Genomic DNA, 22,434 nt, shown 5'->3' on the forward strand with positions numbered 1-22,434 from the left:
GGTGCTGGCGCGGCAGGGGCCCGGCGCGGGTGACGGTGTCGCACAGGGTGAGGTGGCAGGCCAGGCCGTCGAAGCTGACGGCGCCGACGGCCAGGCAGCCGGTGGGGCGGTGGGCCAGGAGGGCGGCCAGCGCGTCCGGCAGGTAGTCCAGGCTGACGCCGGTGAGCGGTTCGCCGTTGTGTGCGAGCAGTGTGGCGGTGGGGCCGGCGAACAGAGTGTCGCCGGGGCGGTAGGCACGGATCGCCGGGGCGACGTAGTCGGTGAGGGTGGGTGCCTTGGGGGGCATCAGCACGAGCGGATTCTCCTTCGGAAACAGGACGGCACGGGCGCGGGGTTAAGGCGGGGCTGTCAGTCGGCGAGGCTGGCGCCGCCGTCCAGGTGCAGGGTCTGCATGGTGATGTGGCGGGCGTGCTCCGACAGCAGGAACAGCGCCGCGGCGGCCACGTCGGCCGGGGTGGCGATGCGGCGCAGCGGGATGCCGAGGCGGAACTGCTCGGGCACGCCCGCGATGGCGCTGGCCGGGTCGTGCCCGGCCTGGCGGAGCATCGGCGTGTCGGTGGAGCCGGGCGCGATGACGTTGCACCGGATGCCGAAGCCAGCCAGCTCCAGGCCGAGGCAGCGGGTGAACATGGTCGCGGCCGCCTTGGAGGCGGCGTAGGCGGCCAGGCCCAGCCGGGGCACGCTGGCGGCGTTGGAGGTGATGGTGACGATGGCACCCTGCCGGTGGGGGATCATCTGGCGGGCCACCGCCCGGCACAGGTGGAAGACGCCGTCGACGTTGACGGAGAAGAGCCGGTGCCAGTCGGCGTCGCTGAAGTCGGTGACCGGGCCGTGGTGCAGCAGGCCAGCCACGTTGACCAGCAGCCGCGGTGGCCCGTGCTCGGCCACGGCGGTGGCCAGCACGGCGTTCACGGCGGCGGGATCGGTGACGTCCAGGCGGTGGGCGCTGGCGGTGTGCCCGGCCGTGGTCAGGCCGGCGGCCAGCTCATGTGCTCGCTCGCCGTCGTGGTCGAGCGCGACCACGACGGCACCGGCGCGAGCCAGCGCGGTGGTGATGGCTGTGCCGATGCCGCCGGCCGCCCCGGTGACCAGTGCCGTCTGGCCGTTCAGCCCCCATCCGGCGGGGAGCGGCCAGGTCGGGTCGACCTCGGCTGCCGGGGACGCGGGCGCCACCCTGAGGCGGTTCATGGCGTCCCCGCATCGGTGAGCTGCTCCGCCCACCACCGGCAGGGGGTGATGTGGGCGTGCAGCAGCAGCGGATAGCCCTCCGGCGCGGCCAGCCAGTCCCCCAGCGGCGACAGGTCGGCCGCACACCGGACAACGACGCTGGGACAGCCGTGCCCGGCCGCGATCAGCGTCAGGTCCGCCACCCGCCCGGTTGCATCCTCGCCCCGGTGCTGTCGCTGGTCCTCGTCGTAGACGACGACCAGCAGCCGGGCGCGCAGGCGGGCCGCGCTCTCCAAATCCGCGGCGGTGCTCAGCGCGCTGTCCAGCTCGAGCGTGGTCACGGCCGGCCGGTCCGGTCTGGCCAGCGCCGCGCCGATGCCACTGGCCAGACCGAGCCGGGAGCCAGCCAGGCGGAAGGCGCCGGCGTCCGGGGTGCGCAGGTAACTGAGCGCATGGCCCATGAGAGGGCCGTGCTCGACGGTCAGAGTCCGCTGGTCGGGCAGGATCGCATCCAGCGCCATCGTCAGCGTGCGCGGGTCGATCCGGTCGGCGGGCTCCAGCATCGGCTGGTAGCCGATGTCGTGCCAGTGCCCCCGGGTGGCGATGCGATGCCGCACCTGCGTCGTGCGGTAGCCGTCCTGCGCGGGTAAGGCCTGCTGGACAGCACGGGCGGTGCGCGCGCAATCGCCGGCCACACCGAGGTCAACCCGCTGGTACAGGCCCAGCGCGGCAGGGTCGAGGTCGATCTGGGCCAGGCGGGCTTTCGGCGCCATCAAGCCGTGCCGGGTCGTCCACCCGTCCAGCGAGCACCCCCAGGCGATCACCAGGTCCGCGGCGTCCAGCAGGTCGGCCATGTCGGGCGGCGCCAGCACCCCTGCGATGCCCAGACTCCACGGGTTGCCGGTGAACAGCCCGCAGGCGGCGGCGGAGGTGGCCAGCAGCGCGCCGGCCTGCTCGGCGAGCGCTTCGAGCTCGGCCCGGGCGCGTATGCTGCCGCGTCCGGCGAGGAACACCGGCCGACGGGCGCGGCCGAGCAGCTGAGCCAGATCCTCCACGACGGCGGGGGCGGCCATCGGCGCGGCCAGCAGATCCATCGGCGGTTCGGCATCCGGAACCTCCCCGGTGTCGCTCGCGGTGCCGTCCCCAGCGTGGAGGTCGGGGAGGCAGATGACCACGGGCAGGCGGTGCTCCTCGGCCACGCGCGCCGCGTCCGCCACGATGGTGCCCACCGCCCGGGAGCCGGGCAGGTCGTAGGTCAGCGCGCCGGCGGCGTCGGCCAGCGTCAGATCGGTCAGGATGCGGTCGCCGGGAGCGGGACGCGCAGGAGGGGTGAAGACGAGCAGAGGAGTGCGGCTGGCGACCGCGTCCAGGATGCCGGGCACGGCGGCGGCCAGCGCATCGCTTGCCGCCAGCATCAGCACCGCCGGCCGCCTTCCGCTGGCCAGGGTGGAACCGCAGGCCATGGCCACGGCTCCGGCCTCGTGCCGGGCGTCCACCACCCGAACCCGGTGCGGAGCCAGGGCGGCGGCCAGAGCGGCGGTGTCCTCGCCCGCCGTGGTGAACACGTCGGCGATGCCGAGGCCGGCCACCGCGGCGCCGAACGCCGCCGATGGAAGGGCGGGCTCGCGGTGGAGGGACTGACTGCTCATCGCGCCACGTCCTGCCCCGCGGCCGCCGGGGAGGGCGGGTTCAGCGTGGCGAGGAGGGCATCCAGGTCGGCGATGCCCTGCCGGGCGTAGGCGATGATGGCGCGCAGCCGCTCCATCGAGCGGATGTCGCTGGTGCGCAGCATCGGCAGGGTATCGAGGTGGGCGTCCCAGCGTCCGTCCCGCTCCGAGATGGACGTGCCTGCCACACGCCGCTGATAGGGCGGCTGGTAAGGCGGCCGATGGGGTGATCGTGTCGGCGGCTCGATGTCGGTGATCGTCATGCGGGTCCTCCAGGAGACGGGACGAGCGGGACCAGGTTGGATCGGGCAGCCCGCATGGGGCTGTGGGAGCGGGGATCGGTCAGGCAGGCCAGTTCGGCCTCGGCCGCGCTGGCGATGGCCTCCAGGCGAGCGCGCTGGCGCAGCAGCGCGGCCCGCAGCTGATCCGCGTCCGCCGGCGCGGGGGGCATCGCGCCGGCGGACGCGGACACCGGGTGGGCAGGCACTGCCGCGGCGGTCCTGTCGGCCCTCGGCCCGGTCCTCAGGCGACGCACCAGGCCGGCCGAGGCCAGGAGCAGGGTGACGGCGGTGACCCCAGCGAGCACATCGGGGTAGCGGGCGGACACCTCGCCGGGGTAGCTGCCCAGGTAGGCGAGCGCGACCGCGGGGCCTATCGCTCCGCCGAGCATGCGGGCGGTCGTGAGGGAGCCCACCGCCAGCGCGAACCGGTCGGCGGGCACCCCGGACGTGCCCGCGATGGTCGCGGTCGTGGACAACACACCGAACCCGCAGCCCAGCAGCGTCAGCCCGGCGGCCGCCGCAGCGGAGGCGGGCGGTACGAGGTGGAGCCCCAGCAGCGCCACCGCACTGAGATAGCCACCTGCGTAGGTCGCCCACGAGGTGCCGACGCGACGGGCCAGCTTCCCGGTCAGCAAGCTGACCACCGCCACCGCGGCGGACAACGGCACGAGCGCCAGCCCCGCCTGCGTGGCAGGAATCCCCGTCTCGCGCAACAGCAGCGGAGCCACTGCGAGAACCGGAAACGCGGTCAGCCCGTACAGCAGGGAGGCCGTCATGCCCCACCTCCAGCCGGGGCAGCGCCACAGGCCTCGATCGATCGCCCCGGCCGGATGCCGCCGGGACCGGGCCAGTGCCAGCATGAACCCCGCCACAGTGACGGAGGCCGCCGACGCGGCGGCGAGCGATACCCATCCCCATTGCCCGCCCAGGGAGACCAGCAGCACCAGCGCGGTGGTGGCCGCCGCCAGCGCCGTCATGCCGAGCAGATCCGGGCGGGGCCGCCGTACAACAGGTGAGCTCGGCAGCGCGGCCGTCAGCAGGAGCAGCGCGCCGGCGGTGGCGGCCAGCGGCAGGTACAGGGCGCGCCAGCCGTAGGTGTCGAGCACCCATCCGCCCAAGGCGTGCATGACCAAGCCGCCGCCGCCGGTGGCCGCACCCCACAGCGCCGCCGCACCGCCGCGCCGCCGCGCCTCGACGCGGGCCAGCAGCAGCCCCAGTCCGGCCGGCAGCATCAACGCCGCGCCCACCCCTTGGGCGGCCCTCCCGGCCAGCAGCACCGGCCAGGACGGCCCGGCCACCATCGCGGCCGCGCCCGCCGCGAACAACCCCAGACCGGCGGCCAGCACGCCGCGCCGGCCGAGCAGATCGGCCAGCCGCCCGCCGGCGGCCAGTAGCCCGGCGATCGCCGCCAGGTTGATCGTGGCCAGCAGGCTCAACTGTGCCAACGGCACATCCGCGACGACGCGATCGCGGCCGAGCATCGGCAGCATCAGGGTGGCGGCCAGGGTGTCGGCCATCACCAGGGCGGTCGCGGCCGCGCAGACGAGCTTGACCAGGGCACCGGACGGGCGGCGGTGGGACCCGGCGGGGTCGGGCTCGTATCGCGGTCGCGGGGCGGCCGTCATGGTCGCGGTCATCGCCCGTACGCCTCGCCCCGCTGCCTCGCGGCACGATCAGCTGTCATCGCGCGCCGATGCTTCCCGGTGGGCCGCGGTACACCGCCGTTCGCGCACAGCTGGAAAGAGATCACGGCCGAACCGTAGAAGTCGTGGGTGTGAGCGGGGTTGCAGTCCGGTGTTGAGATCGGTTGTTATCCGGTGTCAATACGACAGGGGCGGCACATTCTTTGTGGATCCGCCATTTTCCCTGCGGCGGTGCCGGTCTCCGGCCGGCCTCGCCAAGTTGCCGTCATCCATCTACGATCAACAGTCGGGGTCCGCAGCCAGCAGAGCACCTTAAAGGATGTACCGTGCCCGACGATGCCCTCACCACGCAGGCTCACCTGCCAGCATCACCCGCCCGGATCTACAACTACCTGCTGGGCGGCACCGACAACTACGAGGTCGATCGCAGGGTGGCCGAGGTGGGCCTGCGCCGCGATCCGACCCTCGCCCAACTCGCCCGGGCCAACCGGGCGTTTTTGATCGAGACCGTGCGTCATGTCGCCCAGCAGCGTGTCGGCCAGTTCCTGGATGTCGGCTCGGGCCTGCCCACCGAGCTGAACGTGCATGAGGTCGCGCAGTCCGTGGAGCCGGGCGCCCGCACCATCTACGTCGACAACGACCCGGCGACCCTGGCCCACTCGCAGGCGCTCATCGAGGGCGACGAGCTGACCCGCTACATCCTGGCCGACATGCGCGACCCGCACGGCATCTTGACGCATCCCGAGGTCGTCCGGCTCCTGGACTACACCCAGCCCTGGGCTTTGGTGCTGTGCGCGGTGCTGCATTTCGTTCCGGACGCCGACGACCCCTACGGCCTGGTCTACCGGTTCATGCAAGAGGCGCCGCCCGGCAGCTACATGGTGTTCTCGCATGTCAGCAGCACCGACATCGATCCCGACCTGTTCGAGATTATGACCGCTACCAACGCCACCCTCCCGGTCCCCTACAGCTACCGAAGCGTGGAGGAGATCGGCCGCTTCTTCGCCCAGCCCGGCTGGAGCCTCCTGGAGCCGGGCATCGTGGACGTCCAGTCTTGGCGTCCTGGGAAGGCGCTCGAGCGCTATCCCCGCTTCGGGGCGCGCGTTCTGGGCGGGGTGGCCCGCAAGGATTCCTGACCGGAGCGCCTCAGCAGTTGGCGGGCGTCGGAGAGGACAAGGCGGGCAGCTTGGCACGGCAGCGCGCGGCGTGTTCGCTTCTGCCCTCGGCCTCACACAACACGGCCGCCTGGGCGTAGCGCTGGCCTGCCCGGTCATGGCGGGACAGAGCGGTCAGCGCGTCACCGGCGCCCTCTTCGGCGCGGGCCTGACCGGCCCGATGCCGTGCTTGCTCGCTCAGCCGGGCGGCACGCTCGAAGGCGTCCAGCGCCTCGCGCGCGCGATGGGCCGCGAGCAGGACCTGGCCCTGCGTGAGCAGCGCTAGGACCAGATAGGTCTGATGGGTAGGCAGGACGGCCAGCCGCGCGGCCACGGCGAGCGCCTGGCCGCCAGTGTCGAGCGCTTGTCCGTGGCGTCCCTGATCGCTGAGGGCCAGGGCCAGCGCCCGCAGCGCCAGCAGTTCCTCGTGCGCGTTCTTGGTGGTGCGGGCGAGGCCGAGGGCGCGTTTGGCGTCGGCCTCGGCCTTGGCCAGGTGCTCGGCGCGCCGATCGCCGAGGTCGGATGCGGTGGCGAGGTGGTGCCAGCAGGTGGAGCGCAGCGCCAGCGATCGGGCCGCCCCGTGCCGGTCGGACAGGGTCTCCCATACCGAGACGCATTGATCCAGCAGCGGCAGCGCACGGTAGGCGCCGCTGGGCTGGCGCACGATCAGATGGGCGAGGTGGTAGCGCGCCTCGGCCGCCCAGCGGGCGTTGACCGGCGCGACGGCCTGGAGAACCCGCCGCCACATGTGTTCGGCGTCGTCATGGCGGCCTTCCCGGCACAGATACGAGCTCACGCGCAGCGCGAGCCCCATCGCGTGCAGGTACAGCTGCTGATCGCAGGCGACTCGCACCACGTTGAGCAGGTTGCCCATTTCGGCGGCCAGCCACCGGTCCGCGTCCTGCATGATCAACGTCCGAGCGGGGGCAGGGGCGAACCCGGACAGGGTGAATGTCGACGCCATCGGCGGATGGCAGGGCGCGCGCACGATCTGCGCATCAGCCAGGCACACCAGTTCCAGCCAGCCGAGGAGCAGGCGGTAGATCGCCACATCGCGTTCGTCGGGCAGAGCAGCCAGCCGGTCTGCTGCGTAGGCCCGGAGCAGATCATGCTGGCGGTAACGGAGTTGTCCCAGCGTGTCAGCAGGGACGGTGGTGAGCAGGCTCTGGCGCGTCAGCGCGTCCAGTATCCTCTCCACCTCCTCTACGTTGCACTCATACTCCAGCATCGCGACTTCCCAGCTGGCGAATCCGGCGGACCCGAGCAGGGATGCCAGGCGGAAAATCCGGCGGGCCCGTTCCGGCAGTGCCTCGTAACTGTCGCTGATGCTCGCCTCGACCGCCACCTCGTCGGTGGCGAGCATGGACATCCTGCGCCTGCTGAGCTGATCGGCGAAGGTTCGCAAGGGCCAGTCCTGCTGGGCCGACAAGCGAGCCCCCGCGACGCGTACGGCCAGAGGCAGACCGCTGCACAGGGCGGCGATGTCGGCGGCCGCGGCGGGTTCGGCCTGAACGCGCTCGGCGCCGATGATGTCGCCGAGCAGGCTCAGTGCCTCCGGCTGAGTCAGCGGACCAAGCCGGATGCTGCGGATGCTGGCCATCCCGACCAGATGCGGGCGGCTGGTGAGGAGCACCGCGCAGCCGGGAGTGCCCGGCAGAAGCGGATGAGCTTGGTGCATGCCGCAGACGTCGTCGAGCACGACCAGGACGCGACGGTCGGCCAGCAGGGACCGGTACAGGGCGGTCCGGCTGCTCACCGTGGCGGGAAGCTGGGCGGGAGGGACCCCCAGTGCGGTCAGCACCTCACCGAGCACTTCTGCGGTGTCGCGGGGACGGTCCGAAGTGCCGGCCATGTGCACGTAGAGCTGCCCATCGCCAAAGACGGGCCGTAGCAGGTGTGCGGCCTGATGGGCAAGCGTGGACTTGCCCACTCCGGGCGGCCCCCAGACGGCGGCGATGGGCACGCCTGCCGCCGGCCCGGACAGGTGCGCGACAAGCTGGTCGATCTCGGCCGTGCGGCCGGTGAAATCGGTGACCACGGTCGGCAGCTGAGCCAGCGGCAGGCCGTCGCGGGCCTGTACGGATGTCGCCGACGGGAGGCGGCCGGTGGACGCCGATGCGCTGCTAGGGCCGGTCGGTGGCAGCCGGTCGGCAGCGATCTGGTCGCGCAGGTGCCGGAGCTGGGCGCCGGGTTCGGTGCCGGTGTCGCGGGCCAGCAGCCGGGCGATCGTCTCGTACTGGCGCAGGGCCTCCACCCGGTAGCCCGCCCGGTACAGCGCGGTCATCAGCAGTGCGTTGAGCGGCTCCGACAACGGGTCCTCTATCAGCTCCCGGCGGATGTCGCCCAGTAGCTGCTGGCCCTCGCCCAGCAGCAGGCGTGATTCCAGCAGGGCCTGCTGACTGACCTTGCGCTCCCACAGCAGTTCCGTCCGCCAAGAGGCCAGGCGCACAGGGTCGTCGGGTACGTCAGCAAGCGGCGGGTCACCCCACAGTTGCAAGGCCTGGCGCAGGCAGGCAACCGCCTCTGCGTGGTTGCCGGCTGCGATGTGCTCGTGCCCCTGCTGGGCCAGGCGGCGGAACTGCTCGACGTCGAGGCTGTCGTGAGGTTGCAGCTCGATGCGATAGCCGTGCCCGCGGGCTGGCGGCACTCGGCCGGGCAGCAGACGGCGCAGCTGCGACAGAGCGGTCTTCAGGGAGTTGTCCCGGCCGGCGGCCTCGCCCCAGACGGCCTCCATCAGCAGATCGCCGGCGACCTCGTCCGGCCAGGCCAGCAGCAGCGTGGCCAGCAGCGGTCGCCGGGTGCGCGGGATCTCGATGGGAGCCTCGTCCTGCACGCTGATCTGTCCCAGGACGGAAAAACGCACCTGTTCGCACCCCCTGACCGGAGTCGTCGAATCCGCTGCCGCAAGCATGGGGGCGCGGGCGGCAGCAAAGCGTGAATCACACGCCCGCCTTGAGTTGTGGTGCGGTGCGGGAGCAGAGCCCTCAACGTCTGGCGGACTTCACGCGCTCTGGCCGACCTGGTGAGGGCGGTGCGACTTCTGGGGAGCGTGCGCCCTGATTTGATCAAGACACTTACGAGCTTGTCAACCCTTGGAAAACATGTTGACTGCCGATTGACTGCGAGGTTGTCTGATGGCATCGCTGAGCTCCCGGGAGGCACTGTGGCCACACTCGCCGAACGTCTGGCAGAAGCTCTGGCCGCCAGGGGGATGTCCGCCCAGGAGTTGGTCAACGCCGTCACGGACACGGGCCGGAGCCTGACCAGGAGCTACATGAGCCTGCTGGTGTCGGGCAAGAAGGACAACCCCAGCCTCGACCTGCTCCGGACGATGGCCGAGATTCTCCGGGTGTCCTGCGGATGGCTGGCTGGCGAGGATGTGCCGCGGGACAGGCCCGTGGCCGAGCAGGCCGGCATCGCCGGGATCCCGCCCGCCCTCGAACTAGCCGCCGACTACGAACTGCTGTCGCCGGAATCCCGGCGTTCCATCAGCCACATGGTGCAACTGGCCCTACGTGCCGAGGCCCGCCCCGGCTCCCGCCGATCCGCAGCGCCCCTCCCCACCACCGGCGGCCAGGCAGGCGGTGGCGCCCACCCCTTCCCCGCCATCGCGGTGTACCAAGCCCACCATCTCACCGTGGAGCTGAACAATCTCATCGGCCAGCGGCTATATACCCTGCGTACGGCCGCGGCACTGCCGCCCGCCGAGGCCGCATCGATCCTGGCCGCCAGCGAGCGCGACATCGTCGCCCTGGAACGCGGCGAGCGCCCTATCTCCGAGGCCGAGCTTGACCGGCTGCTGACACTGTACGGAGTGCAAAGCGCCGAACAGCGCGCCCTGATCGGCGAGGTCGCCCGCGGCGAGCACGCGCACGCCTGGTGGCTGCGCTACTTCGCGACGATGCCGCCGTGGGTGGCCACCATGCTGGCGGCCGAAGCCGACTCCCGGGTGATCCGCGCCTACGGCGCCGAAGCCGTGCCCGCGCTGCTGCAGACCGAGGCCTACGCCCGGGCCGCCCGGCAGGCCGCACACCGCCCCGACCCTGCCCACGACCAGGTCGAGCTCGCCGTTCGGCTCGTCATGGACCGCCAGATCAACCCGATCGAGCGCCAGTCCGCCCGCCTGTGGGTCATCCTGCGCGAGGCCGCCCTGCTGGATATGCCCGGCGGGCCCGACGTGCAGGCCGAGCAGCTCAGCCATCTCATCGACCTGTCCAAACAAGAGAACATCGCCCTGCGCATCAACGCCCGTCACGGCGAGCGCTACCAGCCCCGCGGCGGCAGCTTCACCCTCCTGCAGCGCCTCGGCCGTCCCAATCTCGTCTACGTCACCGGACTGGTCGAAGACCGCCTCATCACCCGGCCGGAGGTCGTCGACGAATACCTGGTGGCCCACCTGCGGCTCGACATGTCGGCCGAACGCGAGGAGCGCACGATCGAGATCCTGACGGATATCCGCCGCCACGTCACATCTCGTTGACCATCGCCGTCCCTGCGCGTCGCCGGGCGGCCGTTCATCCTGCTGCCACCCCGACCCGAAGGAGCAAGCAACCGTGAGCCAGCCCGCCTGGATTGCCGGCGTGGACCCCACCGCGGTCTCCGCCGCAAGGATCTACGACGCCGCCCTCGGCGGCGTCAACAACCTCGACGTCGACCGGCGGGCGCTCGCCGCCATCCAGAAGGTCACGCCGTACGTCGTGCCCACGATCGTCGAGAACCGCAACGTCCTGCAGCGCATGGTGCGCTACTTACGCCAGCAGGGGGTACGCCAGTTCCTCGACATCGGCGCAGGCCTGCCCACCCGCGGCCAGGTTCACGAGATCGCCGACGATGCCAAGGTCGTCTACGTCGACAACGACCCCGAGGTCATCACCACCGCGCAAGCACTCATGGCCGGCACCGACCGGGTGCGGATCGTCCTGGGCGACGCCCGCGAGCCGGACGCCATCCTCGCCCACCGCGACGTGGCCGACTTCCTGGACTGGACCAGCCCCCTCGCCCTGCTGCTGATCGGCGTGCTGCACTTCATCCCCGACGAGGACGGCGTCTACGACCTGGTCGACCGGTTCAAGGCCGACCTGAGCCCCGGCGACTACGTCGCGATCACGCACGGCACGACCGACGGGTTCAACCCGGCCTGGTACGCCGCAGTCGCCAAACAATACGAATCGGCCCAGAACCGGCCCCACAATCGCCCCTACAAGGCGATCGAACCGTTCTTCACCGGATGCGAGCTGGTACCTCCGGGGCTCGTCAACGCCACCCAATGGCGACCCGACCACCGTGTCGCGCACCCGCCGGAGCACATCGGCATCTACAGCGGCATCGGTAAGATCCTGCCCCGCTCCAGCTGAGATCACGAGCCAGTCCCCCTGCCTGCCTCCGGTCGGACCGGGGCCGCCGGCCGGGCCATTCATCCTCCCGCACCCGCACGGCACGCCCCACCCTCTTGCCCGGAGGCCAACCATGCGCCAGACCACCGCGATGGTCTACCACCCCAACAACCCGGACCTGCGAGCCAACCCGTGGCCGACCTATCAGTGGCTGCGGGACGAGCAGCCCCTCTACCACAACCCCGGCGCCGGCTTTTGGGTGCTGTCGCGGCATGCCGATGTCTCGGCCGCGTGGCGCGACCCCGCCCTGTACTCCTCCGACCACGGTCCCGCTCTGGAACACTGGGCCCCCGACGCCTCCGCCACGATGGGGTTCGTCGCCATGGACCCGCCACAGCACACACTCCACCGGCGCCTGATCTCACAGGGCTTCACCCCTGGCCGGGTGCGCCATCTGGAACCGCGTATCCGCCAGCTCACTCGCGCCTACCTGCAGCCCCTCCTGGAGGAGGGTTCACTCGACTTCGCCGACTTCGCCACCGCGATCCCCGTCGACGTCATCTCCGAGCTTATCGGCGTCCCGGTCGCCGACAGGCCCCTGCTGCTACAGCTCAGCCGGCAGATCATGACCCGCGACGACGCCAACGGCCGGCTCACTCCCGCGGTGCGGCAGGCCAACGCCGAACTGGCCAGCTACTACGCCAGCCTGATCGCCGAGCGGCGCGCCCGGCCCCGCGAAGACCTCACCTCCGCGCTGCTACGGGCGGACATCGATGGAGAACGACTCGCCGAGCGCGACGTCATCGCGACCCTGATGCTGCTCGGCGTGGCCGGCAACGACACCACGGCGAAGCTGCTCACCACCGCCTGGCGGTGCGCCTGGCAGCATCCCGACCAGCGCGCACGCCTCTGGTCGGGCGAGCTCGACGTCGGCTGCTGGGTGGAGGAGACGCTGCGCTATGAGGGCCCCTCGGCCTACACCGCACGCCGCCTGACCCGCCCCACCGAACTGCACGGCGTTGTCGTGCCCGCCGGCGCATGCGTCCTGCTGGTGATCGCCGCGGCCAACCGCGACGAGCGTGTCTTCCCCGCCGCCGACCGCTACGACCTGAGCCGCGACACCAGCCGTACCTTGGCCTTCGGCCTGGGCCAGCATTTCTGCCTGGGCGCCTCGCTGGCCCGGCTGGAAGCCACCGTCGTGCTGCAGGAACTGGTGCGCGCGGTGGAAGCCGACTACGAGGTGGACCTGGCCGCCGCGTCCTGGGCCGTCAGTCCCAACGTGCGCGGCCACGCCACACTGCCCACCACGGTCAAACGGCGGTAGCCACCCGTCTGACCGCACCGCCGCGCGGCCCTCCTGTCCCCGGAAGGGGCAGGAGGGCCACATCCGCGTGCTCACTGCGACCTCCGGCACCGGACGCTGACCTCGCAGCAACCGGATCACAACCGCGCGAACACCATCGGTGGCTACCCTGCTCGCCATGATCCACTACAGCATGTCGTCGCGCACGCTCACGCCCAGCACCGCTCCCGCAGCCGCCCCACCCCGGCCGGCGCCCTCTGGAACAGGCATGAGGCCCGACCTCACTACCGAACTGCCGGTCACCTCGCCCGCCGCCTACGCGGCCCTGGTGCCGGCCCTGCCCTCCAGCACCCCTGGAGCTCCGCCGCACACCCTGTGGAGCATCTCTCCCCTGGCCGCGGCGCACCTGAGCTTGGACAAAGTCCTGCTCCACCAGAAGTGGCTCATCCAGGCCGGAGCCGCACACACGGTGCTGATCACCGACGTGCACGCTGCTCTGTGCCCGGACGCCGATCCGTTCCGGATCGAGCAACAAGCCCGCTGCTACGAGCACTACCTCAGCCAAATCTGCGGGCTCGCCGCCACCATCGTGCGGGGCAGCGCCTTCCAACGCTCCCCCACCTACCAGCTGCAACTGGCCAGACTCCTGGACCGGGACACCGACACGAACGCCGGCAACAACCCTCGCACCAAAGCGGCCGCCATGCAGATTCTCGACCCCTGCTTCCTCAGCATCGACGCCGTCATGCTCGACCAGGAAACCCTCCTGCCACGCCCCGCCCACAGGCACCAGACCGGTGACGGGCCTGCCCCCATCTACACCCCGCCGCTGTACAGCACGACCGGCCGCCCCCTACGGGAGAGCACGCCCGACGCCCGGATCTTTATCCACGATAGTCAGCACGAACTCGCCCGGAAGATCAAACAAATGTACGCGCCGCCAGCCGACCACACGCTGGCACAAGGCAGTGTCAACGCCGTCCTGGAGTACTTCCGCTGGTCGGTGTTCCCGTGGGTCACCGACGCCGTGCCCGTGCACCTGACCGACGGCGGCTACGGCTTCTTCACCTCGTACGACGACTTGGAAACGGCCTATGCGGCCGGCCAGATCCACCCCAGCGACGCCAAGACCGCACTGCTGCTCATGCTGACGGCCCGGCTGCAGACGATCCAGGCCCACCTGCCCGACACCCCTTCAGACGCTGATCGATGACACCAGGATGGAGCAGGAGCAGACCGCCAAGGCCCCACCGAGTGGCGGACCAGGAAGCCAACGTCCACCGGCGTGCTCCGCTGGGCGCATTGTCGACCAGGGGATGTCGAGCGGGAGAGCCACAACCACCCTTCTCCCGTGGAGACCGCATGGTCGAGAATGCCCTACACCTGACTCAGGACTGGCTCACGCCTTCCCCATCCTCCACGGAGCTGAACACGCAGGGACTGGCCGACTTTCTTCGCGGATTCTTCGGCCCACTGTTCCTCGTCACCGTTTCGGTGGTCGCCTTGTTCTTCCTCTTCACCCGCGAGATCACGCGGTTTGTGCAGTTTCTCGCCGTGGCCATCACCATCGGCGTGATCTTTTACGTGCCGAACGTCATCGAGGTCCTCGCTCGAGGCATCGCAGGAGCCTTGGGGCTGGCATGACCCTCATCACCTGCGAAGAAGCTGGCCCCAGGCACGGTGGCCCTGCCAGAGCAGGTCCGGCCGTGACGCGCCTTTCCCGACGAAGCCGAACCACCGGCGAGCGACCGTGGGGCACGCAGAACTCCTGGTCTCTGATCGGCTGTAGGGACGCGTCGGTCATTCTGTTCAACCCGCGGGCGGTCTGCCCTGCCCGCGCCTTCAGAGGAGCACCCGACCAGGTCCGGCGCGGGCCGCTTCTTCGGCTTCGGCCATCAAGGGGACTTCGTGTGACGGAGTGCTGATGTCATGAAACTGCGAGCAACTACGCGGATCGCCTGCACGGGTCCTCGCAATTTGATCATCCGTGCGCTACGGCCTCGATCCTCAGTACAGGGAGGGGACGGGTGAGGGCGCAGCTCAGCGCGGGACAAAGGGACATATCGAGGTTGGCGATGCCATCCGAGCTGAGACGCCGCATCGAGAATGCCGGCAAGGGCCATGGCTACCCTCAGCCCAGCATCCACCCAGCCGAACTGATCAGTACCTTGCACCTGGAGCAACGCGAGGATCCGGAACGTGCCGCGTCTCTCCTACCCGTGACTCCGATGCTGCTGGGAGCCGCGCAGGTGCCGATATCCGGAGGGAGGCATGTGTTCACATTCCGGAACCCGCTGAGCGCGCGCCTGCCCTCAACGGGGCACCCCGCGGAGCACGGAATCTGCCGAGCGGTGCGCCGGGCAGTACCTTGCGGCGCCCTTTGGCGTGGCGGTCTTCAGCAGGTCCGAAGAGCTCTGCGCATCTCGACGCTGGTCATGGCTTGGCTGGTGTAGATGCCGGCCGAGGGCGGTTCCATGGCGCCGCGCCGAGTAGTGTGCGGTCTTGCCCGCCCGCCCCCAGGCGGCCTGTCACTGGGTGGTCGATCTGCCACCGCTTCCGGCTTTCCACCGCGGTTGCGCGGTTCGCGTATCACGCGCAGCGTCAGCCGGAGGCGCCCTTGGCCTGAATAGCCCATCGCCCGGACGACATCCCGGGCCCTCCTAATCCAAGACGCATCAGGTGCACGATCGGCCACCGGCACGATCGCCAGCACCTCTGTCTGGTGCGCCCACGAACACCTCAGGAGCACACCGTGAGCCATGCGCTCTCTTCAGTACGCCCGAAAACGGCCTCCGGCCACCGCTTTGGCCGGCATTTCGGCGAGGCCGACACCACAAGCCCAGCCATGACCACGCACTCCCCTGTCCGCCTGGACGACCTGCCGGACGGGACGGTCAAGATTCCCCTCGAACTGCCGCATGGAGCGGCCTGGCCGGTCGCGGTGCAAGTGGCCGCGCTGTCCCAACGGCAAGCGGGCTGCACCGCGAGCATCGGTTATCTGGCCAGACGACTCAGGGTGCACCCTTCCACGATCTACCACGGGCTCGCCGCTGCCGGAGGATGGATCGTCACCGACTCCAGCACGTCCGTGACCCGCCGCTTTCTGGCCCCAATCCCGCAGAACGCCGCGTGGGCGCGCATTTCGTACCGGGCGGCGGCCGGAGTCGGCTGTCACCGTGTCGGCGGCGTGTGGGCGCCCCGCCGGAACCGGGCCGCGCTGCTGGAGCTGTACTGCCGGCTGCGCTGCGATGAGGAGGTCGGCCGGGTTCGTGAGCAAGCCGCGCTGGCCGAGGATCTGGGAGTGACGGACCGGACAGTGCGGTCTCTGCTGGCCACGCTGGAGTCCGACGGCTGGATCACCGGCCACCGTGTGGGCCGTCTGATCGCCTATCGAACGCACGATGCCCCCTTGCGCGTGGCGAACTCTGGTCCCGGCGTTCGTGATGAGGGGGGCGGGTGCACCATGTTCGCAGCGGACGAGCAATCCCGGAAGGCGGGACGAGACGATCTTGGAAGTCGCGGCGAAATGATCTCGGAAGCTGAGCCTGCACAGAAGCCCGACGATCAAGCGGGAGGGAGGAAGCGTGATGGTTTGCCTCTCGCCGTAGGCGCTCTACAGCACCGTAGGAGCGCTGAGGACGGATCGCTGCCCGAGAGGGCACAAATCGGCGGCGTCGACGGGCAGGCGATGGAGCGACTGCCGCGCCCGGCGATGCGACCCGGCGGAGCGCTGAGTGTGATGTGCGCGTTGCCGCTCGGCTGGCAGGCGCGCATGTCGGAGACCGAGCGGGAACGGGTGCTGACCGCGATCGAGACTGAGCTCCGAAAGGGCCGGACCGCCGCAGAGCTGTCGGCTCGCGTGCGTCGCCGGCTGACGGTCTGGCGTGGGTTGCCGGTGCGGCGGCCGGTGGCAGCGGCCTTGACGGTGGTGCGGCGCGGCTACCACTGCCCGCGTCCTGAGTGTGAGGATCATGTGCTGCCCTCCGGGCATGCCTGTCTGGCGTGCGTGTCCATCGGAGCGCAGGTGAATGAGGCACGCCGGGCGCCGGTTGCCTCGTCTGCCGTCCCTGGACCCGGTGACCGGCCGACATGGCCGCCGAAGCCCGTGCCCTCTCCCCCGCCTTTCCGGGCCGGTCTGCCGGATGACTTCGCCGATGCTCGTCGCCGTGGCGCGGCCCTGGCCCGCCGTACGCTCGAGGCCTGGAGACTACCGACCGTCGACAAGCTCACCCCGTCCGGGCAAGGCATCCATTCAGGTAGATAGTGAGGCAGGCGTGCGCACGGATGTCAGGACCAGCTCTATTCCGAACTTTGGACCCACCTGGCATGCGATCTCTGGTGAGGGTGGCCTTGCGGCGGCGATGGCATCGATCGGATCAGACTTGCCCAGAAAGCGGCGGGCCCTGCGGTCCGATTGGGTATCTCGATGGCGTCGATGTGCTCGGCCTTCAGCAGGCAGGTCAGGGCGGCACCGTAGACGCCGCTATCCACGACCTCGCCCCTGTCCAACTGCCCGAAGCTGCGCATCCACGCCAGCAGGGCGGCGCATCCGGCCGCTGTGGCGGGGAAGTGCACGGTCCCCAGCACGCGTCCGGCGAGGTCGACGACCGCCGCAGTGTGGGTGTCCACGCCGCCGGCGACTTCACTGATCGATACCCGGGTAGGGCATCACCTATGATCAGGAGAAAGCAGATACGCCGTCCGTCAGAAGCGACAGCATGCTGGTGATCAGGACGCGCTCCACGTCCTCGGGAGCCAGCCGGCCCTCCTCGCGCTCCTGAGCGGCGCTGTGCACGAGCGAGAAGAACGTCGTCACCAGCCAGGGAAGCGGCAGGTCGGTGCGGAAGTCACCGCCCCGCCGCCCACGCTCGATGAGCCGTTCCACCCGGCGCAGAGGCCGGTCGTGGTGCCGCCTGATCCGCTCGGTGGCCATCGTCCGGTCGGCGGCCACGAAAAGCCGGCGGTGCTGGTCGAGAATCTCCCATGACGACCGCAGCAGAGCCGCCATGGCCTCCGGCGCCGGCGCGGTCTCCAGCGCCGGGTCCTCCAGCGCCGGGTCCGCGGCGCCGATCACGTGGTTCAGCACCGCCTCCACCAGCGCCTCACGCGACGGGAAGTGCCCGTACAGGGTCACTCGTCCCACCCCGGCGGCCTTGGCGATGGCCGCGACACTGGCGGCCGGGTCGGAGCTCAGCAGTCGCGTACCCGCGGCGAGGATGGCCGCGATATTGCGCTCGGCGTCGGCCCGCCGGACGGGCACGGACTGTCGTGAGGCGGCCTTCACCATGCGACCACCCTACGACGCCCACCCTCCGTGGCCGACAGCATGACCGGACAACCCAGCACCGCGCCACCAGCACGGCGAGGCCGCACCGATCCTTGTGTTGCACAGCACCCTGCACGCGTGTCGTCGCCGTAGCCCTGATCTGCGTCAGAGTCGGGCGGCTGAAGTGGGGTCCACCAGAACGCTGCCGGCGGACCCCGGTGCCCGAACTCTCAGGAGTCCGCGACGGCGCAACCGGCGGCTTCCACCGCCGCGCGGACCTGTTCCTCGCCGACAGGGCCATCAGTCAGGACGCTGACCCGCCCCTCAGCCGGATCGACCTCCACACCGACGACTCCCGGCACCTGGATGAGCTCCGACTTGATGGCGGCCAGACAGTGGCCGCAGGTCTCCGGGGACAGGCCGGCGATGCGATAAGCGACGAGGCTGTAGGCAACAGTGATCATTGGATCCCTCCTTCTGCTTCACGGCGAGTACTGCGCCGCGTCAGAACAGATCGTGCTGCACGGAAGTACCGGCGTGGAGGTATCAGACGCTTCCGAAACACGACATGGCGAAAACCGGAACCTTTGCCACAAAAGGGCCGAATGTGCCACTGTTCAGCGTTGAGCCGGCGCTAGGGAGGAAGTTCGGTGGTGGACGAGGGGCCGCTTGCTGCGGATGACAGCGTGGCGCGTTCCTTGTACGCCCGCATGCGGGACCGAGGAGAGTCGTTGCCCGAGGCCGCCGAGGAGCTGCGCCTGGCGGCGGCGGACATCGACCGGGCTCGCTCCCAGCTCGTCCGGCTCCAGCTGCTGAATCCTGAGACGCAGACCGCTGCCGACGTCGCCACCGCGCTCAACCGGAGCCTGCAGAGCAGCCACCGGCTGCTCGACAGCCTGATCGAGCAGCACGTCAAGACGGCTTCGCTGGCGAAGCACTATCTCGGCCTGTCCGGACCGGCGGACAGCCACGCGCATGTGGAGTTCTTCCCCTGGCCCGACCGCCGCGAGCACCTGTCCGAGCGCATTGACGAGCTGGCCGAACAGGCTGAACACGAAGTGCTCGGCATGCATCCGATCGCGCCGTGGACCCGCGAATCGCTGGAGGCCGGCCTGGCCCGCAGCGAGACCACCGCCCGCAACGGCGTACGGTTGCGTGCTCTGCACGCGCAGATCGCCATGTCGAACCCGCTGATTCGTGAGTTCATGGGTGAATGGCGCAGGTGCGGCATCGAGGTGCGGGTCACGCCTGTGATCCCTACGCGCATGCTCATCTACGACCGTCACACCGCCGTCGTCCAGGCCGATCCGGAGTCGCTGCAGGCGGGCACCGTGCTGATTCGCGGCGGAGGCGTGGTGAAGTCGCTGGCGGCGATCTACGACTACTGCTGGACGACGGCCTCCGAGCCCGAGGACGTCCCACGGTCGACCGATGGCGTGTCGCTCACCGAGCAGCAGCTCGCCGTGCTGCGCATGCTCGCAGCGGGGGCGAAGGACTCCGCCATCGCGCGCAGCATGGGCGTCTCGACGCGCACCATCACCCGGCTGGTCGGCGAGCTGACGGCGGTACTGGGCGCGAGCAGCCGGTTCCAGGCAGGCGTGCGGGCGGCACGACTCGGCTGGCTCGACCCCGGCTGACCGGCGAGCCTGCCGCGCGATTCAGTCATCGACGTCGAGGGCGAACCCGTCGGCGGCCAGCTCGGTCAGGAAGGCGATCGGGTCCACCAGCTGCTCGATGTGGCGCACGCCGGCCGGCAGTCCCGGCAGGTGGCGAACGATCAGCGCGGCCGCGCGGCCGGTCGCGCGGCTCTGGGAGTGCCCGCTGAAGGACGCCTGAGCCGCCCCCGCACTAACCGTCACGGCGAAGCCGTCACCGCCGAAGTGGATCTTCGTCAGCGCCGTGAGCAGCAGCCCGCGTGTCCGGGGACGGCGCAGCAGCCCCGCGATCGTGGGCCGCCGGGCGGCGGCCAGCAGCGTGGTGAACAGGCGGGAGTCGAGGCACAGGCCCGTGCGGGCGGACGGCACGGCGATCGTGCGGGGCAGCGTGTACTGGTCGGAGAAGGGGAAGCGGTGCACGGTACGGGTTCCGTACGGCTCGGGGAAGGCCATCGTCCACGATCCGTCGAGCACGCCGAGCCCGTCGAGCGTCCAGGCGATGGCCGCGGAGCCGTGCTGCTCCCCCGAGCCGAGCAGCACGCCGATGCGCAGGTCGCGGCCCGGTGACCGCTCGTCGACCAGGCGGGCCAGCAGGTTGGTGACGCCGGGGACGAGCCCGACGCTCAGGGCGGCGGTCGTGCCGCGTGCGGTGGCGAGGTCGTCCAGCTCCTCGATCGAGGCCAGCACGTCGCGGGAGGCCGACACGTCGACGTAGCCGATGCCGCGCTCCAGGCAGGCGCGGGCGACGGAGGCGTTGCCGGTCTCGGCGCACATGAGCACCGTCGTGACGCCTTCCAGCGCTCTGGCCAGGTCGGCGGGGTCGGCGGCGTCCACGCGTACCGGCCTTGCGCCGGGGACGGGCCGGGCCCGGCCGGGATGGCGACCGGCGACGATCACCCGCGTGCCGGGACGTGCTGACAGGGCCAGCGCGGCCTCGCGGCCGACCGCGCCGTATCCGCCGAGGATCAGGACGACGCCACCGCTCCCCACGCTTTTCGTAGTCACACTACAAGAATGTTTTCGTAGTGCCGCTATAGTCAAGCCGTGAGCGCACCACGACACGCCAGCGGCCGTACCCCCGAGAAGGAGGACGGGAGGGCGGCACGGGCCAGATCGACCCGCGCCCGCATCATCGCGGCCGCCACCGAGCTGTTCACCACGAGCGGCTACGCGAGCACGAGCATCAACGCCATCGCGGCCGAGGCACGCGTCGGCGAGCAGACCGTCTACTACGCCTTCGGCACCAAAAGGGCCATCCTGACCGCGGCCCTCGATCGGGCCGTCGCGGGCGACGACGAGCCGGTGCCCACCCTCGAACGCCCCTGGGCGCGGGAGGCGATCGCCGACCCCGACCCGCTCGGGCAGCTCCGCCGCCAGGTGGCCGGCGCGGGCGAGATCTACTCACGGGCCGCGCCCCTCCTCGACGTCGTGCGCAGCGCCGCCACCACCGACCCCGACCTCGCCGAGGTCTGGGCCGCCAACGTCCGGCAACGCCTCACCGTGCAACGCGCCTTCACCGAAGCGCTGGCCCGCAAGACGCCCCTGCGCGACGGGCTCACCAGCGAGCTCGCGGCCGACGTCACGCTGACGATCCTGTCCCCCGAGACGTACAACCTGCTGGTCCACAACCGCGGCTGGAGCCGGGCGCGCTGGCGCGGCTGGGCCTTCGACGCCCTCGTCGGCCTGCTCACCACCCTGCCCCGCCCCGATCAGACGCTTGAGGAATGACCATCCGTCCGGGTGGCGGAGGCGAGGAACAGCGGCAGCGCGAGGAACAGCCGATCCTGTTCTGCTCGTCGCACCTGCTCGCCCGTCCAGGCGTCATGCTGCTCCCGGGTGATGATCCCGGCCGCGTGCACAGCCTGCGCGATGCCGGTCAGCATGCCGAGCATCGTCTTGCCGGTGAAGACCCCGACGTGCACCTCCACCTCCACCTCGCGGAATCCGGCGTCCAGCAGCAGGTTGCGGTAGCCGCGGGCGGCGCGCGGGCTGGCGGTCAGGTCGGCGCGGGCCTGCACGATGGTCCGGGTGAGGCCGGGCTGGTCGGAGTCGATGACAAAGGTGTCCCAGTCCTGCCCGATGAGCACGATCCGGCCTCCGGGGGCCAGCACGCGGGCGGCCTCGGTCAAGGCCCGGGCCGGGTCGCCGAGTTCGTGGAAGACCTTGTCCGCCCGGTACCCGGCCACCTCGTGGTCGCCCAGGGGAAGCCGGTAGGCGTCGCCGGCGCGGAAGTCGGCATCGGGCCAGCGCCGCTGGGCAACCGTGATCATCTCTTCGCTGACGTCCATGCCGACCGCCGTGACCTTCCTGTCGTTCAGCTCGGCAACCGCCCGGCCCGCGCCGCAGCCCACGTCGACGGCAGCGTCCCCGGGCTGGAGCCTGAGCAGGTCGTACGATCGGGCGCGCAGCATGGCGGCGGCCGGGATGGCGTCGGCGAGGTCGAGCAGCTTGATGAGTTCCGTGTCGTTGGACATGTACGCCACCATGCGACTTAATGTCGACATGAAGTCAAATCCGGTGATGGCCATCGGCGACGTCGCCGCCCGGTTCGGGCTCGCGCCGCACGTGCTCCGCCATTGGGAGGCGATGGGGCTGCTGGCCCCGGCCCGCGCTGAGGGCGACCGCCGCCGCTACGGCCGCGACGACCTCTACCGGATCGCGGTGATCCTGCGCGCCAGGGAAGCCGGCATCGGCCTGGAGGATCTCCGCCAGATGCTCACCACCACCGATCCGGCCGCCCGCCGGGAGCTCCTTCATCGCCACCGCGAGGACCTGGTACGGCGCATCGCCGCCGCCCAGGCCCAGCTCGATCTCCTCGATTGCGCGCTGACCTGCGATCACGAGGACTTCTCCAGTTGCCGGCACTTCCAGGCGATGCTCACTGAACGCGTCGAACAGGCCGCCGCCCCGTCTGCGGTGCCGGTCGGGCAGTGATCACGGACCTGGCCGGCACGCGCCGTGCGGG

General features: G+C 70.7%; 20 protein-coding genes. 10 read left to right on the forward strand and 10 right to left on the reverse strand.

Features of this window, described 5'->3' with window-relative positions; translation table 11 throughout:
* From KIS93_RS55770 to KIS93_RS55790, 5 genes are all read right to left on the reverse strand, one after another.
* Window positions 1-292: hypothetical protein (locus KIS93_RS55770; protein ID WP_222108048.1), on the reverse strand; the 292-nt coding region annotated here is incomplete at its 3' end.
* Between the two features lie 56 nt (window positions 293-348).
* Complete coding sequence (locus KIS93_RS55775; protein ID WP_080039232.1) at window positions 349-1,188, reverse strand: 2,3-dihydro-2,3-dihydroxybenzoate dehydrogenase; 840 nt, start codon at window positions 1,186-1,188, stop codon at window positions 349-351.
* Window positions 1,185-2,816, reverse strand: coding sequence for a thiamine pyrophosphate-binding protein (locus KIS93_RS55780; RefSeq protein WP_080039233.1), 1,632 nt, complete (start codon window positions 2,814-2,816; stop codon window positions 1,185-1,187). Before KIS93_RS55780 ends, KIS93_RS55775 begins: the two co-directional genes overlap by 4 nt.
* Window positions 2,813-3,097 carry a hypothetical protein gene (locus tag KIS93_RS55785; RefSeq protein ID WP_080039234.1) on the reverse strand — a complete coding sequence of 95 codons (285 nt, stop codon included), beginning with the start codon at window positions 3,095-3,097 and terminating at the stop codon, window positions 2,813-2,815. The genes KIS93_RS55780 and KIS93_RS55785 overlap by 4 nt, the downstream gene beginning before the upstream one ends.
* The gene (locus KIS93_RS55790) at window positions 3,094-4,752 is read right to left on the reverse strand and encodes an MFS transporter (RefSeq protein WP_080039235.1); all 1,659 of its coding nucleotides are present in this window, start codon (window positions 4,750-4,752) and stop codon (window positions 3,094-3,096) included. The genes KIS93_RS55785 and KIS93_RS55790 overlap by 4 nt, the downstream gene beginning before the upstream one ends.
* Before the next feature lie 332 nt (window positions 4,753-5,084).
* On the opposite strand from KIS93_RS55790, the gene KIS93_RS55795 reads away from it, so the two are divergent.
* Entirely contained in the window at window positions 5,085-5,894 is an 810-nt protein-coding gene (locus KIS93_RS55795) for an SAM-dependent methyltransferase (protein ID WP_186405037.1), read from the forward strand.
* 10 nt (window positions 5,895-5,904) lie between these two features.
* Here the strand turns inward: KIS93_RS55795 and KIS93_RS55800 are convergent, their stop codons facing one another.
* Complete coding sequence (locus KIS93_RS55800; RefSeq protein ID WP_186405038.1) at window positions 5,905-8,775, reverse strand: AfsR/SARP family transcriptional regulator; 2,871 nt, start codon at window positions 8,773-8,775, stop codon at window positions 5,905-5,907.
* A gap of 300 nt (window positions 8,776-9,075) precedes the next feature.
* On the opposite strand from KIS93_RS55800, the gene KIS93_RS55805 reads away from it, so the two are divergent.
* The 6 genes from KIS93_RS55805 to KIS93_RS55830 all read left to right on the forward strand — a co-directional run bounded on the left by KIS93_RS55805 (window position 9,076) and on the right by KIS93_RS55830 (window position 16,812).
* Window positions 9,076-10,392, forward strand: coding sequence for a DUF5753 domain-containing protein (locus KIS93_RS55805; protein ID WP_155127522.1), 1,317 nt, complete (start codon window positions 9,076-9,078; stop codon window positions 10,390-10,392).
* A 73-nt stretch (window positions 10,393-10,465) separates the two neighbouring features.
* Window positions 10,466-11,266, forward strand: a complete 801-nt coding sequence (locus tag KIS93_RS55810; RefSeq protein ID WP_186405039.1) for an SAM-dependent methyltransferase — start codon at window positions 10,466-10,468, stop codon at window positions 11,264-11,266.
* A gap of 112 nt (window positions 11,267-11,378) precedes the next feature.
* A complete protein-coding gene (locus KIS93_RS55815; protein WP_230466217.1) occupies window positions 11,379-12,569 on the forward strand; it encodes a cytochrome P450 in 1,191 nt (396 codons plus the stop codon).
* A 157-nt stretch (window positions 12,570-12,726) separates the two neighbouring features.
* Window positions 12,727-13,761, forward strand: a complete 1,035-nt coding sequence (locus KIS93_RS55820; protein WP_155127525.1) for a nucleotidyl transferase family protein — start codon at window positions 12,727-12,729, stop codon at window positions 13,759-13,761.
* A gap of 149 nt (window positions 13,762-13,910) precedes the next feature.
* The gene (locus KIS93_RS55825; RefSeq protein WP_080039241.1) at window positions 13,911-14,192 is read left to right on the forward strand and encodes a hypothetical protein; all 282 of its coding nucleotides are present in this window, start codon (window positions 13,911-13,913) and stop codon (window positions 14,190-14,192) included.
* A gap of 1,108 nt (window positions 14,193-15,300) precedes the next feature.
* The gene (locus KIS93_RS55830) at window positions 15,301-16,812 is read left to right on the forward strand and encodes a hypothetical protein (protein WP_155127528.1); all 1,512 of its coding nucleotides are present in this window, start codon (window positions 15,301-15,303) and stop codon (window positions 16,810-16,812) included.
* A gap of 414 nt (window positions 16,813-17,226) precedes the next feature.
* Here the strand turns inward: KIS93_RS55830 and KIS93_RS55835 are convergent, their stop codons facing one another.
* Window positions 17,227-17,835 (reverse strand): TetR/AcrR family transcriptional regulator, encoded by a 609-nt coding sequence (locus KIS93_RS55835; RefSeq protein ID WP_230466218.1) that lies wholly within the window; start codon window positions 17,833-17,835, stop codon window positions 17,227-17,229.
* Window positions 17,836-18,044: 209 nt separating this feature from the next.
* On the reverse strand, window positions 18,045-18,278 hold the full coding sequence (locus KIS93_RS55840; protein ID WP_080039243.1) for a heavy-metal-associated domain-containing protein: 234 nt from the start codon (window positions 18,276-18,278) through the stop codon (window positions 18,045-18,047).
* Between the two features lie 186 nt (window positions 18,279-18,464).
* Here KIS93_RS55840 and KIS93_RS55845 point away from each other — a divergent pair, with 186 nt between their 5' ends.
* Window positions 18,465-19,451: a helix-turn-helix transcriptional regulator gene (locus KIS93_RS55845; protein ID WP_155127531.1), complete on the forward strand. Its 987-nt coding sequence runs from the start codon at window positions 18,465-18,467 to the stop codon at window positions 19,449-19,451.
* Between the two features lie 21 nt (window positions 19,452-19,472).
* Here the strand turns inward: KIS93_RS55845 and KIS93_RS55850 are convergent, their stop codons facing one another.
* On the reverse strand, window positions 19,473-20,474 hold the full coding sequence (locus tag KIS93_RS55850) for a saccharopine dehydrogenase family protein (protein WP_230466219.1): 1,002 nt from the start codon (window positions 20,472-20,474) through the stop codon (window positions 19,473-19,475).
* Between the two features lie 39 nt (window positions 20,475-20,513).
* Between KIS93_RS55850 and KIS93_RS55855 the strand changes: the two genes are divergently transcribed.
* Entirely contained in the window at window positions 20,514-21,197 is a 684-nt protein-coding gene (locus tag KIS93_RS55855) for a TetR/AcrR family transcriptional regulator (RefSeq protein ID WP_080039246.1), read from the forward strand.
* Here the strand turns inward: KIS93_RS55855 and KIS93_RS55860 are convergent.
* Complete coding sequence (locus KIS93_RS55860; protein ID WP_222108049.1) at window positions 21,179-21,943, reverse strand: methyltransferase domain-containing protein; 765 nt, start codon at window positions 21,941-21,943, stop codon at window positions 21,179-21,181. The genes KIS93_RS55855 and KIS93_RS55860 overlap by 19 nt on opposite strands.
* Between KIS93_RS55860 and KIS93_RS55865 the strand changes: the two genes are divergently transcribed.
* Entirely contained in the window at window positions 21,942-22,403 is a 462-nt protein-coding gene (locus tag KIS93_RS55865) for a helix-turn-helix domain-containing protein (RefSeq protein WP_222108050.1), read from the forward strand. The two genes, KIS93_RS55860 and KIS93_RS55865, sit on opposite strands and share 2 nt — an antisense overlap.
* Window positions 22,404-22,434 lie beyond the last annotated feature (31 nt).

It is taken from the genome of [Actinomadura] parvosata subsp. kistnae (assembly GCF_900323885.1).
In the GTDB taxonomy this organism is placed as follows: Bacteria; Actinomycetota; Actinomycetes; order Streptosporangiales; family Streptosporangiaceae; genus Nonomuraea; species Nonomuraea composti.